We start from the raw sequence: 13,808 nt of genomic DNA, 5'->3' as shown, positions 1-13,808 counted from the left end.
GCCCGGGTGCGGCGCACCCGGGCCCTCGTGCCGTCCGGGCGGTGCCTAGGCGGCCGCGCTCGTGGCGAGCTCGGCCCCCCGACGGGCGGTCTCGCCGCGCAGCCCGAACCGCAGACCGAGGTGGTCCATCGTCGGCGGGAGCGGGTCCTGGGCGAGGTAGCGGCCGCGCGCGACGGCCAGGTCGAGGCGCGCGACGCGCGCGAGCGTGTGCGACGCCAGGAGCAGCACGAGGTTGCGGCCGGGGCACGACACCGGACCGCCGCTGAACGGGACGAGGCCCCAGTCGGCGTCGGCCCGGCCGTCGAGCCACGCCTCGGGCGTGAACGCGTCGGCGAACGGCAGGCGGTCCGCTTCCCGGTGGAAGAACGCGCTGAGCACGACGAACCCGGTGCCCGCCGGGAAGGTGCGCGCGCCCCAGCGCACGGGGGCGGTCGCGTCGCGCAGGATCGCGAGCCTCGTCGGCCACAGCCGGACGGACTCGAGCACGCACCCGCGGGCGTACGGGAGGACGGCCGGACCGTCCCCGGCGGTCGCCGGCTCCGCGAGCAGCCGGTCGCGCACGGCGGGCCGCGCCGCGGCGACCGCGAGCGCGCGGAACGTCGCGGCGCCTGCCGCGTCGAACGCGAAGAGCCAGTGCGGGATCTGCCGGCGCACGGCGTCCGCCCCGCCCGCGTCGCGGCCGCGCGCCGCGAGGGTCCCCGGCTCGGCGACGGCCACGTGCTCGGCGATCCGCCGTTCGAGGGCGGCGCGGAGCCAGGGCCGGCGCGGCCGGAACCACGACCAGTTCCCGTCGCGACGCAGCGCGTCGAGGATCGCGACGAGGCGCTCGTCGTCGCGCGCCGCCCGGCCGAGGACGACCGTCCGCACGGTGCGCCACCACGACGCGGCGAACGTGTCCCAGTCGAGCCGGCCCGACGCGTCGACGGTCGCGACGAGCGCGCGGGTCTCGCGCTCGACCGCGGCGACGAACGCGTCCCCGTCGCGGTGCACGGGCTCGGACATGTCGAGCACCGCCTCGTTGTACGGGCGGCGCACCAGCCGCTCCGGGAGCGGCGAGATCAGCACGCCGTCCGGCTGGAAGTGGGCGAGCGCGCCCCGCTTCTCCCAGGACGCCGGCGTGAAGGGCTCGGGCGAGCCCGCCAGGATGCGCTCGACGTGCTCGGGCCGCGTGGCGAGCACGAGCCGCCGGCCCCCGAGGCGCACGACGAGCGGCGCGCCGTCGTACCGGGCGCGCAGCCGCTCGAGCACCCGGCGCGACGTGCGGTCGACCTGGCGTCGCTCCGCCCAGGCGGTCGCGCGGGGACGCCGCACGATGGCGCCCTGGGCGACGAGCGGACCGAGCACGTCCCGCAGGACGCGCCCGGTCTCGCTCGCCGTCAGGTCGACCGGGGTGTCCGTCACGCGGCCGTCCTCGTGGTCGGCGTCGCGGGACCGGTCTCCCGGCGTGCCGGCCACAGCGCGATGGCGAGGCCCGCGGCCGCGCTCACCGCGTGCAGCACGTTGTCCGCGCCGTTGATGTTGAGGACGTTCGCCTCCGGGTCGTTCACGACGACCAGCCCGTAGACGAACGCGGCCCCGTAGCCGATCGCGAGGATCCAGCCGTACGTCCTGGCGCTCGACGACCGGCTCCACAGCAGCACGCCGAGGAGGCCGATGACGAGGTGGACGACGTTGTGCAGCGGGTTGATCGCGAAGACCAGCAGGGTCTGCGAGTGGTCGTGCACGGTCCACCCGTCGAACCCCGTGACGGCGAACCCGACGACGCCCACCAGCAGGTAGACGATCCCGATGACGAGCGCCAGGTACTGGTGCACGCCCCGCGCCGGGCGGTCTGCCCGCGCGGCGTCCCGTGGTGCGGATGCGGCGGTCATGTCGGTCTCCCCCTCTCAGTCCTTGTGCAGGGCGTCCTTGACGGCACCCTTCGCCTTCTCGAGCGTCGAGGGCTTCCCGGTCGTGCCGTGGAAGCGCTCGTCCGGCGTCGTGGGCGGCGGCATCGGGACGCCCGCGGGCGGCTCGGCGACGTACGTGAACTCGCCCTTGCCGTCGGGGGTCGGGCCGCTCGCCCAGCGCCCCTCGGACGCGTGCTCGCCGTCGGAGAAGTTGATGTACTGGTAGGACACGTCGCGGTCCTCCTTCGACAGCGGGAACGTGCTGGGCACCGGCAGCTCCTCGACGCCCTCGTCGCGCAGCTCCTGCGCCGCCGCGAGCCACTGGTTCTGGTGCATCGTGTCGCGCGCGAGCAGGAACGCCAGCAGGTCCTTCACCCCCGCGTCGTCGGTCATGTGGTAGAGCCGCGCCACCTGCACGCGGCCCTGCATCTCGGCGTTGGCGTTGGCCGTGAAGTCGGCGAGCAGGTTCCCGCTCGCGGTCACGTACCCGGCCGACCAGGGGTTGCCGTTCGAGTCGACGGGCCGTGCACCGGCCCCCGCGACGATCGCGTGCTGCGGGTCCGTGCCGCCGATGATCGCCGCCACGGTCGGGTCGTTCTGGACCGCTCCCTCGACGGCGCCGACGGGCGCCTTCTCGAGGAGCTGCGCGATCATCGTCGCGAGCATCTCGACGTGCCCGAACTCCTCGGCACCGATGCCGTAGAGCAGGTCGCGGTACTTGCCGGGGATGTGGGCGTTCCAGGACTGGAAGCCGTACTGCATGGCCACGGTGATCTCGCCGTACTGCCCGCCCAGCACCTCCTGGAGCTTGCGGGCGTAGACGGCGTCCGGGCGGTCCGGCGTAGCCTGGTGCTGGAGCTCTTGACGGTGGAAGAACATGTTCTCTCCCTCGGGAGGTCGCCTCCCCGCACGAGCGTGCGCGGAGGACCACGGCACGCGCCCCGTTCTCGACGCGTCGAGCGTCCTCCCACCCTGTGGCCGTCCGCCGCCGGTCGCATCTGGGGGCCGCCGAGACGCGACACGCCGGATTTCACCCCCGGCGGGGAACGCCGCCGCGGGAGCCGAGCCCCTAGCGTGGTGCCCGTCGCGGGGCAGCCGGTGAAGAAGACCGCCGCACGCCTGCCCCGCGGCGAACCGCCCTCGTCCGGGCCCGCCGGGACGAGGGCGACGTGCGTCCGGGCCCACGCGCGCGAGCGCGCGCGAACGTGCCTACGGTCGACGCAGCTTCGAGAACGGGAGCTCGACGAGACCTGAGGAGCCACCATGCCCGACGCCCCCGGCACCGCCGTCCACGACGACTCCCCCGTCCTCCTGCGCCTCGCCCGGCGGCTCGAGGACTCGCCCGCGCTCGACGGGCTCTCCGGCACCGTGCGCGGCGTCGCGCTCGCCCTCGTCCCCTCGCACGGACGGCTGCGCGAGGAGCTGCACGGCCGCTCGCTCGGCCACGCCCTGCACGCGACCCTCACCGACGTGCCCGTCGGTCTCTGGACCAGCGCCGCCGTGCTCGACCTCGTCGGGGGCGAGCGCAGCGCGCCCGCGGCGCAGCGCCTCGTCGGGCTCGGTGTCCTCGCGGTCGCGCCGACCGCGCTCACGGGCCTCGCCGACTACCTCGACGTCGACCGCCGCGCGCGACGCGTCGGCGCGGTGCACGCCGCGCTCAACTCCGGCGTCTCGCTGCTCTACGGCGCGTCGTGGCTGCTGCGCCGCGGCGGCCGGCGCCGGTCGGGCGTCGCGGTGTCGCTCGTCGCCTACGGGCTCGCCGGGGCGAGCGCGTTCCTCGGCGGCCACCTGGCCCAGGCGCTGCGCGAGCCGCCCGCCGAGGTCGCGCTCGGCGACGACGACGTCCCGGACCTCCCGTGACGCCGCGTCCCCCGGCGGTCGTGCGGGACCGCGCGAACGCGCTCGTGACGGGTGCGACGAGCGGCATCGGCCGCGCGCTCGCGCACGAGCTCGCCCGGCGGGGCCACGACGTCCTGGTCGTGGCCGACCGCGACGTCGACGTCACCGTGGGCGAGCTGGCCGCGCACGGCGGGACGCACGAGGGCCTCACGGTCGACCTCACGACGCCGCGCGGCGTCGAGGCCACCGCCCGGCGGGCGCGCGAGCTCGGCGTCTCGACCGTCGTCCTCAACGCGGGCGTCGGGGTGCACGGCGCGTACGCCCGCACCCCGCTCGAGGCGCAGCTGCGGCTCGTGGACCTCAACGTGCGCTCGGTCGCGCACCTGACGCACCTGCTGCTGCCCGACCTCCTCGCCGAGGGGCACGGGCGGCTGCTCGTCACGGCGTCCGTCGCCGGCGAGATGCCGGCGCCGCACTTCGCGACCTACGCGGCGTCGAAGGCGTTCCTGCGGTCGTTCGCGTGGTCGTTGCGCGGCGAGCTCGCCGGCACGGGCGTGACGGTCACCGCGCTCCTGCCCGGACCCACCCGGACGCCGTTCTTCCGGGAGGCCGGCATGGAGCGCACGCACGTGGGGCGCCTGCCGAAGCCGAGCGCCGCCGCCGTGGCACGGCAGGCCGTGGACGCGCTCGTCCACGGCCGGCCCGAGGTCGTCCACGGTCTCCAGGGCAAGGCCATGCTGGCGGTCGCCCGCGTCCTGCCCCAGCCGGCGCGCGCCGCGTTCCACGGCTGGTTCTACGCGCCCGTCCCGCCGTCGCTGGCGGTCCCGCGCGCCCCGTCGTCGGGCTCGCCGCTGCGGTAGCCGTTCACCTTGTGCGTCCCGTCGCACCACGGGGGGATGGCCGTGCCGCCGCAGCGGCACAGGGCGACCGTCGCGCGGTGCCGCTCGATCTCACGACCCTGCTGGTCGACGAGCCGCGCGGGACCGCGCACGAGGAGCGGCCCGTCCGGGCACGCCGTGACGGTGACCTCCTCCGCCCGCGACCCCGCCCGGGACTCCTCGCGCGACGCACCCCCGGCGCCCGTCATGCGGCCACCGCCCGCGTCGTCGCGCCGCGCAGCGCGGCCGTCGGGTGCGCGGCCCGGCGGATCCGCGTGCCGGCGTACGGCACGCCGCCGTGCGCACGCCAGGCGACCGCGACCCACACGCACACCGCCCGCTCGACCAACCACGCGGGGGCCCACAGCGCCGACGACGCGGGCCACGCCGCGGTGCCCCCGGCACGCCGTCGTCCCGCCTCGGCGAACGCGACGGCGCCCGCGAGCAGCGCCACCAGCGTCCCCAGCCACGCCGCGCGCACCGCCCCGCGGCGCCGCACCACGCCGACGACGCACGCGGCGAGGAGCGGGGCGAGCGCGAGCTCCGCGACGAGCCGCACGGGCTGGGCGAACGAGTCGTACGCCTGGCGCACGCGCTGCTCGACGAACTTCCGCGTCGACGGCGGGCGCCGGGCCACGAGGAGGTCGGGACGGTGCGCGACCGTCCCGCCGCGGGCGCGCACGGTGCGCTCCAGCTCGAGGTTCTCGAACAGCACGCAGGCGTCGTACCCGGCGGGGCCGAGCGCGTCGCGCCGCAGCACCACCGTGCCGGCCCAGTCGTGACCGAGCGCGCGGTTCACGAGCGAGCGCGCGGTGTCCCAGCGCGCGTGCCACGGCAGCGGGTCGAACACGTTCTGCGGCACGACGGCGTCGGCGTCGTCGAGCGCCGCGAGCGCCCGGTCGAGCGTCGCGGCGTCCCAGCGCACGTCGTCGTCCGCCACCACGACGCGCGGTGCGGTCGTCGCGGCCAGGGCGGCGAGGACGCCGACCACCTTCCCGTTGCAGCCCGGGGGCGGCGGGCCGACGGCGACGGTGCGCGCCGCGCCGCCCCACGCGGCGGCGTGGCGCTCGCGGACGGGACCGGGCGACCCGTCCGCCACGACGACCTCGACGTGGCGCGCGAGGTCGTGCAGGTACGCGGACAGCTCGGCCGTCGCCGGCTCGTCGGGCTGCTCGCGGCGCAGCGGCAGCACGTAGGTCACGTCAGCCACGCGGCGCGTCGCCCTCCTGCGCCGCGGCGGGGCCGGTGCCCGGCTGCGGCTCGACGGCGGGTGCGAGCGGCTCGCGCAGCGCCGACGCGCCCTGCTGCCAGCGCTCGAGCGCGTGGGCGGCCACGTCGCCCTCCACGGCCAGGCACGCGGCCGCGCCGAGCAGGACGTCGTCGCGCAGCGCGGGCTCCTGCTCGACGAGGCGCCCCGCGAGGTCGCGCGCCGCGATCTGCTCGTGCACCGCGTCCGCCTCGACGTGCTCGTCGAAGTACCAGGTGGTGTCCGCGTCGTGCCCGAGGCGGCGGAAGCCGTTGCCGTACAGGCGGCTCGGCACCGACGACGTCATCTCGAACGCGGCGAGGTGGCCGACGATCGCGCCCCGCAGGCGCCGGTGCAGGCCGAAGAGCGACATCGTGTTCAGGGCCGCGAGCACGACCGCGGGCACGGCGTCGACGTAGCGGCCGTACGTGTCGTCGAGCCCGACGCCGCGCATCGCCTGCGCGAACAGCTCGGCGTGCATGCGGCCGGGCCGACCGCCGCCGTACTCGTCCGCCTGGATCTCCACGAGCGCCGCCTTCGGCACGCCCGCGAGCCGCGGGACCGCCCACGTGTGCGGGTCGGCCTCCTTGAGCTGGTAGAGGGACTTCAGCGCGAGGAGCTCGCGCGCCTGCCCGGTGTCCGCGCGCTTGGCGACGTACCGCGACAGGCTCGGGCCGTCGTCGGCCGCCGCGAGCTCGAACAGCCGTCGCGCGACGCCCGCCGCGTCGGTCGCGTCGCACGCCGGCTGACCCGCGCGCTCGCGCACCGCGGCCTCGAACGGGGCCTCCAGACGTGCCCGCACCGCCAGCAGCGCCGGGTCCCACTCCCAGTCGTCGTCGACGCCCTCGACCCCGCGGTAGTGGAGCTCGTAGAGGAGGGTGAGCGTGAGCTGGACGTCCTCGTCGCGCAGGATCGTCCCGGCCGCCGCGTCGAGCGCCGGCCCGACGGCGTCCTCGACCGGGCGCAGGCGGTCGGCCGCACCCGGGGGCTCGACGAGCGCGGCGAGGAGCGCGGCGCTCAGCGGGCCCCGCGGACGGGGCCGCGGCAGGCGGCCCGACCCCGGTGCCGGCGAGGCTCCGGGCGCGGGCTCGTCCGCCGGACCGGTCGTGGTCGCCGACCCGGCGGTGGGGACGTGGGCGGGGAGGGCGGTGGAGGTCATCACGGGTTCCTGACGCTCGCGCGGACGGCGCCCCTGCTCGACGCCACCGCCATGCTCCCCACGGACCGCCCGACTCGCGAGCCGAACCGGCTCCCGAGCGGGCGGCCGACGGTGCATCAGCCCTGCTGGGAGCCCTGCGGGGACGTCGCGGACGTGCCGTCCTGGGTCAGGTCGGCGAGGAAGCGGTGGCACTGCTGGGCCCGCTCGGAGTCCTCCGCCATCACCTTCTCGAAGAACGCGGCGATCTCCTCCTTGCCCGCGTTCCGGGCGTCGCGCACGTACTGGCCGTAGTCGTGCCCGGCCTTGAGCGAGTGGTACTGCACCGAGATGAGGTCGAACGTGACGTCGTCGAACCCGGTCTCTCCTGTGGCCATGGTCGAAACCTCCTGCGCCCGGGGGCGCGGTCGTGCTGCCGGGCCGGGCCCGGCGGGGGCGGCCGGCTGCTGGACCTCCTCCCACGGTCGCAAGGCCCCGTCCGCTCGCAACCCGCGGGGCGACCCCCGTTCCAGTTGTGTGCGCGCGGCCCGCGCCTAGCGTGGGAGGTGGTCCAGGAGGTGGCCGTACCGGCGGAGCGAGAGCCCGGCACGGCTACCGCTCCGTCATCAGTCACGCCGCACGAGCGGCGACGACGACGGGAGTCCGACCATGAGCGAGACGAACGTGCCGTACGGCTCGGGGCCCGGTTCGCCGGGTGTCGGGACGGCGCAGGGCACCGGGGACGGCGGCGGCGCCGCGTCCGGGGTGAAGCAGCGCGCGAGCGAGGCCGCGTCCCACGCGGGCGACGCCGGACGCGAGGTCGCGCAGGACGCGAAGGAGAAGGCGCGCGACGTCGCGCACGAGGCCACGGACCGCGCCCGCGGCCTGGTCGACCAGACGAGGACGGAGCTCAGCGACCAGGCGCGCACGCAGCAGGAGCGCCTCGCGAGCGGGCTGCGGTCCCTCGGTGACGAGCTCCGCCAGATGGCGGACGGCACCGAGGACCCGGGCTACGCGACCGACCTCGTGCGGCGCGCCGGGGACGCCACCGGGCAGGTGGCGCAGTGGTTCGAGGACCGCGAGCCCGCGTCGGTGCTGCACGAGGTCGAGGACTTCGCGCGGCGCCGCCCGGGGACGTTCCTCCTCCTCGCCGCCGGGGCCGGCCTGCTGGTCGGGCGCCTCGTGCGCGGGATGAAGGACGCACCGGACACCGGCTCCGACCGCGAGCAGAGCGGCGGCACCGGGTCGACGCCGTCCGCGACGCGCGGCGCGCACGCCGCACCGCTCGGCACGACCACGGGTACGGGCACGACCACCGGCGCGACGACCGGGACCACCGGGACCGTCGGCGGGACCGGCACGACCGGGACCACCGGCGTGCCGGGCACGACCGGCGGCACGGGCACGACGGGCGCGCCGGACATCGGCACGGCGGGCGCGTACCCGGGCCTCGCGAACGACCGCCTGGCGCACGACCCCGACGTCGCGACGTCGGCCGAGGGCGCTCCCCCGGCGCCGTCGTACCCGCCCACGACGCCCGGCTCGGGCGCCCGGCCGGGAGGTGGCCCCGATGTCGTACACCCCTGACCCGTTCGCCGCGGCGGGCACCGGTCGGCACACGACGGGCAGCGGCCCCGACCCGGGCCTCGCGGCCACGCCGCAGCCCGTGCGGACGTCGGCGGACCAGCAGGCCGAGCAGCAGAGCCTCGGCGAGCTCGTCGCCGAGGTGAGCCGCGACCTGTCGACCCTCATGCGTCAGGAGGTCGAGCTCGCCAAGGCGGAGGCCAAGCAGTCCGCGCAGCGCGCCGGGAAGGGCGCCGGGATGCTCGCCGGCGCCGGGGTGGCGGGCCACATGGTCCTGCTGTTCCTCTCCGTGGCGCTGTGGTGGGCGCTCGGCGCCGTCATGGGCCGGGGCTGGTCGGCCGTCGTCGTCGCGGTGCTCTGGGCGATCGTCGCCGCGGTGCTCGCGGCGCGCGGACGCAAGGAGCTGCGCACGGTCGAGGGCATGCCCGAGACCACGGACACCCTCAAGAAGATCCCGAACGCCGTCCGAGGACACGAGGAGAAGAACTCATGAGCACCAGCGATCCGGAGGAGATCCGGGCGGACATCGAGCGCACGCGGACCGAGCTGAGCCGCGACGTCGACGCCCTCGGGGAGAAGGTCAAGCCCGGCAACGTGGCGCGCCGCCAGGTGGACCGCGTGCGGTCGGGCGTGACGAGCGTCAAGGACCGCGTCATGGGCAGCGCGCACGACACGGTCGGCTCGGCCCGGGACACGTCGCACGGCGTCGCCGAGCGCGGGCGCGAGGCGGCCTCCTCGGTCGCCGACTCGGCGCGCAGCACGGCGTCCTCGGTCGCCGACACCGTGGGCTCCGCCCCGCGGGCGGTGCGCGAGCAGACGCAGGGCAACCCGCTCGCCGTCGGCCTCGTGGCCTTCGGCGTGGGCCTCGTCGTCGCCTCCCTCCTCCCGTCGAGCCGCGCCGAGCAGCGCGCCGCCGTCGGGGTCAAGGAGAAGGCGGCCCCGCTCGTCGAGGACGTGAAGTCCACGGCGCAGGAGGTCGTGCAGGACCTCAAGGAGCCCGCGAAGGAGGGCGCCGAGGCCGTCCGCGACGCCGCGAAGGACGCCGCGCAGTCCGTGGGGCAGCACGGCAAGGAGGCCGCGGCGGACGTCCGCGACCAGGTGAAGGAGGGCTGACAGGCCCGCACGACGGCGGCCCGGGTGACGCGTGCGTCACCCGGGCCGCCGTGCGTCCGGAGCGGGTCGGTGCCCGGACGTGCGAGCGCCGGGTGAGGCGGCGTCGGACGTCCGCCTCACCCGGCGCTCCTGCGCGTCAGGCCGGTGTCAGCCGCACGACAGCGCGTCGTGCTCGGCCGTGACCGTGGCCGTCCTCCCCTCGGCGTCGGTGGCGGTGACCGTGGCGGAGCCGGCCTCGACCTCGCCGGAGCGGACCGCGAACGACTGGTAGGCGTTCGCGCCCGGGGCGACGTTCTCGACCGTCTTCGTGCCGTACGGCGTCTCGAGCGTCACCGTGAGCGGCACGTCGTCCTCGTTGAGGGCACGGACCGCGACGTACGTCTTGCCCGCGAGGCAGCGCGCCTGCGCGGTCGCCGTGACGTCGGGCCCGGCCTCGCCGGCGGGGACGCCGGTGAGGTACTCGAAGCCGTGGGCCGCGAAGTCCTCGCCGTCGGGCGCCTGGTCCCACTCGAGGACGTAGTACGCGACGCCGGCCTCCTGCGCCGCCGTGAGGATCTCCTGGAGCGGCACCTCGCCCTCGCCCAGGTTGGTGAACGACGGGCGGCCGCCCGCGTTCAGGCCCGTGGCGTCCTTGACGTGGAGCAGCTCGATCCGGTCGCCGTACTGCTCGATGAGCGCCGGGACGTCGACGCCCGCGTGGGCGGCCCACGCGACGTCGAGCTGGAACGTCACGTACTCGGGGTTCGTCTCGCGGACCAGGATCTCCCAGGCCGAGAGCGTCTCCCCCTCGTGCTCGTACGTCGTGCGGAACTCGCCGTCGTGGTTGTGGCCGAAGAACTTCGTGAAGCCGGCGTCGACCGCCCGCTCCCCGAGCCGGTTCATGGCCTCGGCCGTCGCGAGCGTGTTCTCGTAGGTGCCGATCCCCGGTGCGGGCCAGCCGCCCGAGCCGACGTACTCCTGGCCGAGCGTCCCCACGTAGTCCAGGGTCGCGTCGAACGTGGCCTCGTCGACGTTGTAGTGCGACGACTTCACGCTCAGACCGTAGGAGTCGGCCAGCGCACGGAACTCCTCGGCGGTGTAGCCGGAGAAGTTGCCGCCGAAGGGCTCGATGTTCTTGAAGCCGATCTCCGACAGGCGCTCGAGGACGGCCGGGAGGCCCGCCTCGTTGACCCACGGGATGAGCGAGAACATCTGGATGGACACCTGCTCGGCCGGCACGACGACCGGCTCGGTGCTGCCCTCGCCCACGGCGAACGTCACCGCGTCGACGTCCACGCCGCCGGTGGTCGTCACGACGACCGAGCCGGTGCCCTCGGGCACGCTGCTCAGCGTCTGCGTGACGTCCTGCCAGCCCTCGCCCGTGAAGGCGAAGTCGGCCAGCGGCTCGGAGGACTCGGCCCCCGCACCCTGCCAGCTCAGCGTGACGGTGCCCTCGCCGCTGCCGCGGACGGTGACCTCGTCGACGGCCTCGCCCGTCGGGGCGTGGACGAGCGCGAGCGGCCGGTAGGTGAACGAGTCGCCCTCGTCGAACGAGGTGACGTAGCGGCCGGCGTTCGCCGCCGGGTCCTCGACGACCTCGACGCCCTCGGCCGCGTCGTACCACTCGGCCTGCTGCGCCTGCGGCTTGAGGATGTGCGTGGCCTCGCCGGTGATGGCGGGGACGTCACCCTGGGCCTTGTCCGTGTAGGTCACGACGAGCGTGCCGAAGATCTTCTCGCCCTCGCCGTGCTCGACGGCGTCGGGGCTCGTCTGGATCGTGAAGCCGCAGCCGTCCTCGGTGACCGCGGCGCGCCCGCTCACCTCGGGGTGGGCGTGCTCGTTGTGGCCGAGGCCGAACGTGTACTGGATGTTGGTGCACACCGGCTCGTCGCCGTCCTCGGCGTCGTGCACCGCGACGGTGTACGGGACGGCGTCGCCCCAGTCGAAGACCGCGCCGTCCGGCTGGCTCAGCGTGATCTCCGGGGCGGTGTTGCCGACGGTGACCTGCTGGATCGCGAGGCCGAAGTTGCCCTCCGGGTCCGTGACGCGCAGCTGCACGGCGAACCGGCCGCGCTCGGTGAACGTGTGCGTCACCGTCTCGCCCTGGGCGTCGTACTCGCCGTCGGCGTCGAAGTCCCAGTCGAAGGTCAGGCCCTCGTTCGGGGTCTCCGCGTCCGTGGTCGCCGAGGCGTCGAACGTCACCTCGAGCGGCGCGTCGCTGCCCGACACCGGGGTGGCGGAGATCGCCGCGCGCGGGGTCTTGTTCTCCGACCCGTAGGTGATGCGGTACAGCCCGGCGTCCGGGTTCTGGCGGAAGAAGCCGTCACCGTACTCCAGGACGTACATGGACCCGTCCGGACCGAACTCCATGTCCATGACGTTGTCCCAGATCGGCTGGTTCACCGTCTCCAGGTGCGCGTTGGGCAGGAAGTCCTCGACCGCGGTGACCTCACCGGCCGACGAGAGCTCGTCGAGCGTGAACGCGACGACGTAGTCCTGGGAGAACTCCGCCATGAACGGCTTGCCGTCCCAGTACGCGGGGAACTTGCCCGGCGCGTCGGGGTAGTCGGCGGAGCGGAAGATCGGGCCGCCCATGGGCGCCTGGCCGCCGCCGCCCAGCTCGACCAGCGGGTCGAGCAGCTCCGGCTGGTCGCCGGGGCGGTCGCCGTAGTAGACCTGCGGCGCCGTGGCCGGCGGGACGACGTCCAGACCGGTGTTCCACGTGGAGTTGTTCTTCGCGCCGGCCTCGCAGTCGAACCACTCGCCGGGCGTGCCCGTCGCGAAGTCCCACTCGTTGTAGTTCGCGTTGGGTCCGTGGCAGTAGGGCCAGCCGCCGTTCATCGGCTCGGTCGTGAGCTGCCACTCGACGTAGCCCATGGGGCCGCGGTCGGGGTTGGCGTTCGCCGCGTCGGGGCCGTAGTCGCCCCAGACGAGCGCGCCGGACTCGAGGTCGTAGTCGATCCGGAAGGGGTTGCGCACCCCCATCACGTAGATCTCCTCGCGCACCAGGTCCTCGGAGCCCTCGTACTGCGGGTCGTCGAAGAGGTTGCCCTCGGGGATCGTGTACGTGGTGCCGGGCCCGACCTCGGTGCCGGGGGCGATGTCCTCGATCGGGTTGATCCGCAGGATCGCGCCGCGCAGGTCGTTCGTGTTGCCCGCGCTGCGGCGGTCGTCGAACCCGGGGTTCATGCCGGGCGCGTTGTTGTTCGGGGCGTACCCGTCGGCGCCGGGGGCACCGGCCGGGGTGTTGTCACCCGTGGACAGGAAGAGGTTGCCCTCCGCGTCCCACGCCATGTCGGCGCCGACGTGGCAGCACTGGCCGCGCTGCGCGTCGACCTTGAGGATCGCGCGCTCGCTGTCCAGGTCGAGCGTGCTGCTCTCCGCGTCCCACGTGAACCGCGAGAGCTGGTTGTAGCCCAGCCACCGGTCCCAGTAGCTCTCGTCCTCGCCCGCGGGGAGCGAGTTCGGAGCGCTGCCCTGCGGCGTCGTCTCGGGGTACTCGACCCCGGTGGGCGAGGTGCCCTCCATGACGCGGGGCGCGTACACGAGGTAGACGAACCCGTTCTCCTCGAAGTCCGGGTCCAGGGAGATGCCCTGCAGCCCGTCCTCGGAGTTGGCGTAGACGTCGAGCTTCGCGATCTGCGTCGTCCGCCCGGTCGCGGTGTCGGTGAGACGGACGACGCCGTCGCGCGCGGTGTGCAGGACCCGCGAGTCGGGCAGCACGGCGAGGTCGATCGGCTCACCGGTGTCCTTGCTCAGCAGAACCTTCTCGTAGTTGTTCCAGTCGAGTGCCGCGTCGTCCTGCGCGGCCTCGGCGGCGGTCTCGCTCTCGTCTCCGCCGTGGCCGGGGTGCGCGCTCGCCCCGCTCATCGCGAGCGGGACGAGCAACGCGGCGGACAGCGCCGCCGCGGCACCTCGGGCGAGCCTGCGTCGGCTCGTGGATGGTCTGTGCACAACGTCCTCCTTGACGTGGATCGAGGAGCCCGTGGTCCCCGACCAGCAGCGCGGCACCTGTGCTCGGTGCCGCTGCTCGACGATCGCCGCTGATCGGTCGACCCGGATGGGTGGACGGCCCCGGGGACCGGGGCCTGCGCGGCGCCGTCCTGGCCCCGCGCTGCGTTCGACCCTAAGCGCGACTTTCGCTG

Annotated in this window: 13 protein-coding genes; 5 read left to right on the top strand and 8 right to left on the bottom strand. The window is 75.2% G+C overall.

Annotated features, from left to right (window positions below; genetic code table 11):
- Positions 1 to 45 precede the first annotated feature (45 nt).
- Genes ACPCUX_RS00645 through ACPCUX_RS00635 form a run of 3 tightly spaced genes read right to left on the bottom strand, consistent with a single transcriptional unit; the run spans position 46 to position 2,768 of the window.
- Positions 46 to 1,401 carry a cytochrome P450 gene (locus ACPCUX_RS00645; protein ID WP_423387965.1) on the bottom strand — a complete coding sequence of 452 codons (1,356 nt, stop codon included), beginning with the start codon at positions 1,399 to 1,401 and terminating at the stop codon, positions 46 to 48.
- Positions 1,398 to 1,871 carry a DUF4383 domain-containing protein gene (locus tag ACPCUX_RS00640; RefSeq protein ID WP_021483047.1) on the bottom strand — a complete coding sequence of 158 codons (474 nt, stop codon included), beginning with the start codon at positions 1,869 to 1,871 and terminating at the stop codon, positions 1,398 to 1,400. Before ACPCUX_RS00640 ends, ACPCUX_RS00645 begins: the two co-directional genes overlap by 4 nt.
- 15 nt (positions 1,872 to 1,886) lie before the next feature.
- The gene (locus tag ACPCUX_RS00635) at positions 1,887 to 2,768 is read right to left on the bottom strand and encodes a manganese catalase family protein (protein ID WP_076405000.1); all 882 of its coding nucleotides are present in this window, start codon (positions 2,766 to 2,768) and stop codon (positions 1,887 to 1,889) included.
- 384 nt (positions 2,769 to 3,152) lie between these two features.
- On the opposite strand from ACPCUX_RS00635, the gene ACPCUX_RS00630 reads away from it, so the two are divergent.
- Positions 3,153 to 3,749: a DUF2231 domain-containing protein gene (locus ACPCUX_RS00630; protein WP_051876724.1), complete on the top strand. Its 597-nt coding sequence runs from the start codon at positions 3,153 to 3,155 to the stop codon at positions 3,747 to 3,749.
- Positions 3,746 to 4,588 (top strand): SDR family NAD(P)-dependent oxidoreductase, encoded by an 843-nt coding sequence (locus tag ACPCUX_RS00625; protein WP_137280603.1) that lies wholly within the window; start codon positions 3,746 to 3,748, stop codon positions 4,586 to 4,588. The genes ACPCUX_RS00630 and ACPCUX_RS00625 overlap by 4 nt, the downstream gene beginning before the upstream one ends.
- Here the strand turns inward: ACPCUX_RS00625 and ACPCUX_RS00620 are convergent.
- The 4 genes from ACPCUX_RS00620 to ACPCUX_RS00605 form a co-directional block, all read right to left on the bottom strand.
- The gene (locus ACPCUX_RS00620; protein WP_051028329.1) at positions 4,522 to 4,815 is read right to left on the bottom strand and encodes a CDGSH iron-sulfur domain-containing protein; all 294 of its coding nucleotides are present in this window, start codon (positions 4,813 to 4,815) and stop codon (positions 4,522 to 4,524) included. The genes ACPCUX_RS00625 and ACPCUX_RS00620 overlap by 67 nt on opposite strands.
- Positions 4,812 to 5,816 (bottom strand): glycosyltransferase, encoded by a 1,005-nt coding sequence (locus tag ACPCUX_RS00615; protein WP_144723310.1) that lies wholly within the window; start codon positions 5,814 to 5,816, stop codon positions 4,812 to 4,814. The genes ACPCUX_RS00620 and ACPCUX_RS00615 overlap by 4 nt, the downstream gene beginning before the upstream one ends.
- On the bottom strand, positions 5,809 to 7,011 hold the full coding sequence (locus ACPCUX_RS00610; protein WP_144723312.1) for an iron-containing redox enzyme family protein: 1,203 nt from the start codon (positions 7,009 to 7,011) through the stop codon (positions 5,809 to 5,811). Before ACPCUX_RS00610 ends, ACPCUX_RS00615 begins: the two co-directional genes overlap by 8 nt.
- Positions 7,012 to 7,127: 116 nt before the next feature.
- A complete protein-coding gene (locus ACPCUX_RS00605) occupies positions 7,128 to 7,385 on the bottom strand; it encodes a hypothetical protein (protein WP_034654615.1) in 258 nt (85 codons plus the stop codon).
- 271 nt (positions 7,386 to 7,656) lie between these two features.
- On the opposite strand from ACPCUX_RS00605, the gene ACPCUX_RS00600 reads away from it, so the two are divergent.
- From ACPCUX_RS00600 to ACPCUX_RS00590, 3 genes are read left to right on the top strand one after another with little or no spacing between them, the layout of a single operon-like run.
- On the top strand, positions 7,657 to 8,574 hold the full coding sequence (locus ACPCUX_RS00600; RefSeq protein ID WP_076404741.1) for a hypothetical protein: 918 nt from the start codon (positions 7,657 to 7,659) through the stop codon (positions 8,572 to 8,574).
- Positions 8,558 to 9,064 carry a phage holin family protein gene (locus ACPCUX_RS00595; RefSeq protein WP_415296144.1) on the top strand — a complete coding sequence of 169 codons (507 nt, stop codon included), beginning with the start codon at positions 8,558 to 8,560 and terminating at the stop codon, positions 9,062 to 9,064. Before ACPCUX_RS00600 ends, ACPCUX_RS00595 begins: the two co-directional genes overlap by 17 nt.
- On the top strand, positions 9,061 to 9,684 hold the full coding sequence (locus tag ACPCUX_RS00590) for a DUF3618 domain-containing protein (RefSeq protein ID WP_034654612.1): 624 nt from the start codon (positions 9,061 to 9,063) through the stop codon (positions 9,682 to 9,684). Before ACPCUX_RS00595 ends, ACPCUX_RS00590 begins: the two co-directional genes overlap by 4 nt.
- Positions 9,685 to 9,831: 147 nt before the next feature.
- Here the strand turns inward: ACPCUX_RS00590 and ACPCUX_RS00585 are convergent, their stop codons facing one another.
- Complete coding sequence (locus ACPCUX_RS00585; RefSeq protein ID WP_354805229.1) at positions 9,832 to 13,617, bottom strand: PQQ-dependent sugar dehydrogenase; 3,786 nt, start codon at positions 13,615 to 13,617, stop codon at positions 9,832 to 9,834.
- Positions 13,618 to 13,808 lie beyond the last annotated feature (191 nt).

It is taken from the genome of Cellulosimicrobium sp. AB352 (assembly GCF_049538415.1).
Taxonomy (GTDB): Bacteria; Actinomycetota; Actinomycetes; order Actinomycetales; family Cellulomonadaceae; genus Cellulosimicrobium; species Cellulosimicrobium funkei.
Note: the sequence above shows the minus strand (reverse complement) of the source record. Positions and strands in the feature narration are given on the sequence as shown.

Coding starts and splice junctions, on each gene's coding strand:
- ACPCUX_RS00640 (WP_021483047.1), bottom strand. CDS start 1,871: ATGACCGCCGCATCCGCACCACGGGACGCCGCGCGGGCAGACCGCCCG.
- ACPCUX_RS00635 (WP_076405000.1), bottom strand. CDS start 2,768: ATGTTCTTCCACCGTCAAGAGCTCCAGCACCAGGCTACGCCGGACCGC.
- ACPCUX_RS00630 (WP_051876724.1), top strand. CDS start 3,153: ATGCCCGACGCCCCCGGCACCGCCGTCCACGACGACTCCCCCGTCCTC.
- ACPCUX_RS00620 (WP_051028329.1), bottom strand. CDS start 4,815: ATGACGGGCGCCGGGGGTGCGTCGCGCGAGGAGTCCCGGGCGGGGTCG.
- ACPCUX_RS00610 (WP_144723312.1), bottom strand. CDS start 7,011: ATGACCTCCACCGCCCTCCCCGCCCACGTCCCCACCGCCGGGTCGGCG.
- ACPCUX_RS00605 (WP_034654615.1), bottom strand. CDS start 7,385: ATGGCCACAGGAGAGACCGGGTTCGACGACGTCACGTTCGACCTCATC.
- ACPCUX_RS00600 (WP_076404741.1), top strand. CDS start 7,657: ATGAGCGAGACGAACGTGCCGTACGGCTCGGGGCCCGGTTCGCCGGGT.
- ACPCUX_RS00595 (WP_415296144.1), top strand. CDS start 8,558: ATGTCGTACACCCCTGACCCGTTCGCCGCGGCGGGCACCGGTCGGCAC.
- ACPCUX_RS00590 (WP_034654612.1), top strand. CDS start 9,061: ATGAGCACCAGCGATCCGGAGGAGATCCGGGCGGACATCGAGCGCACG.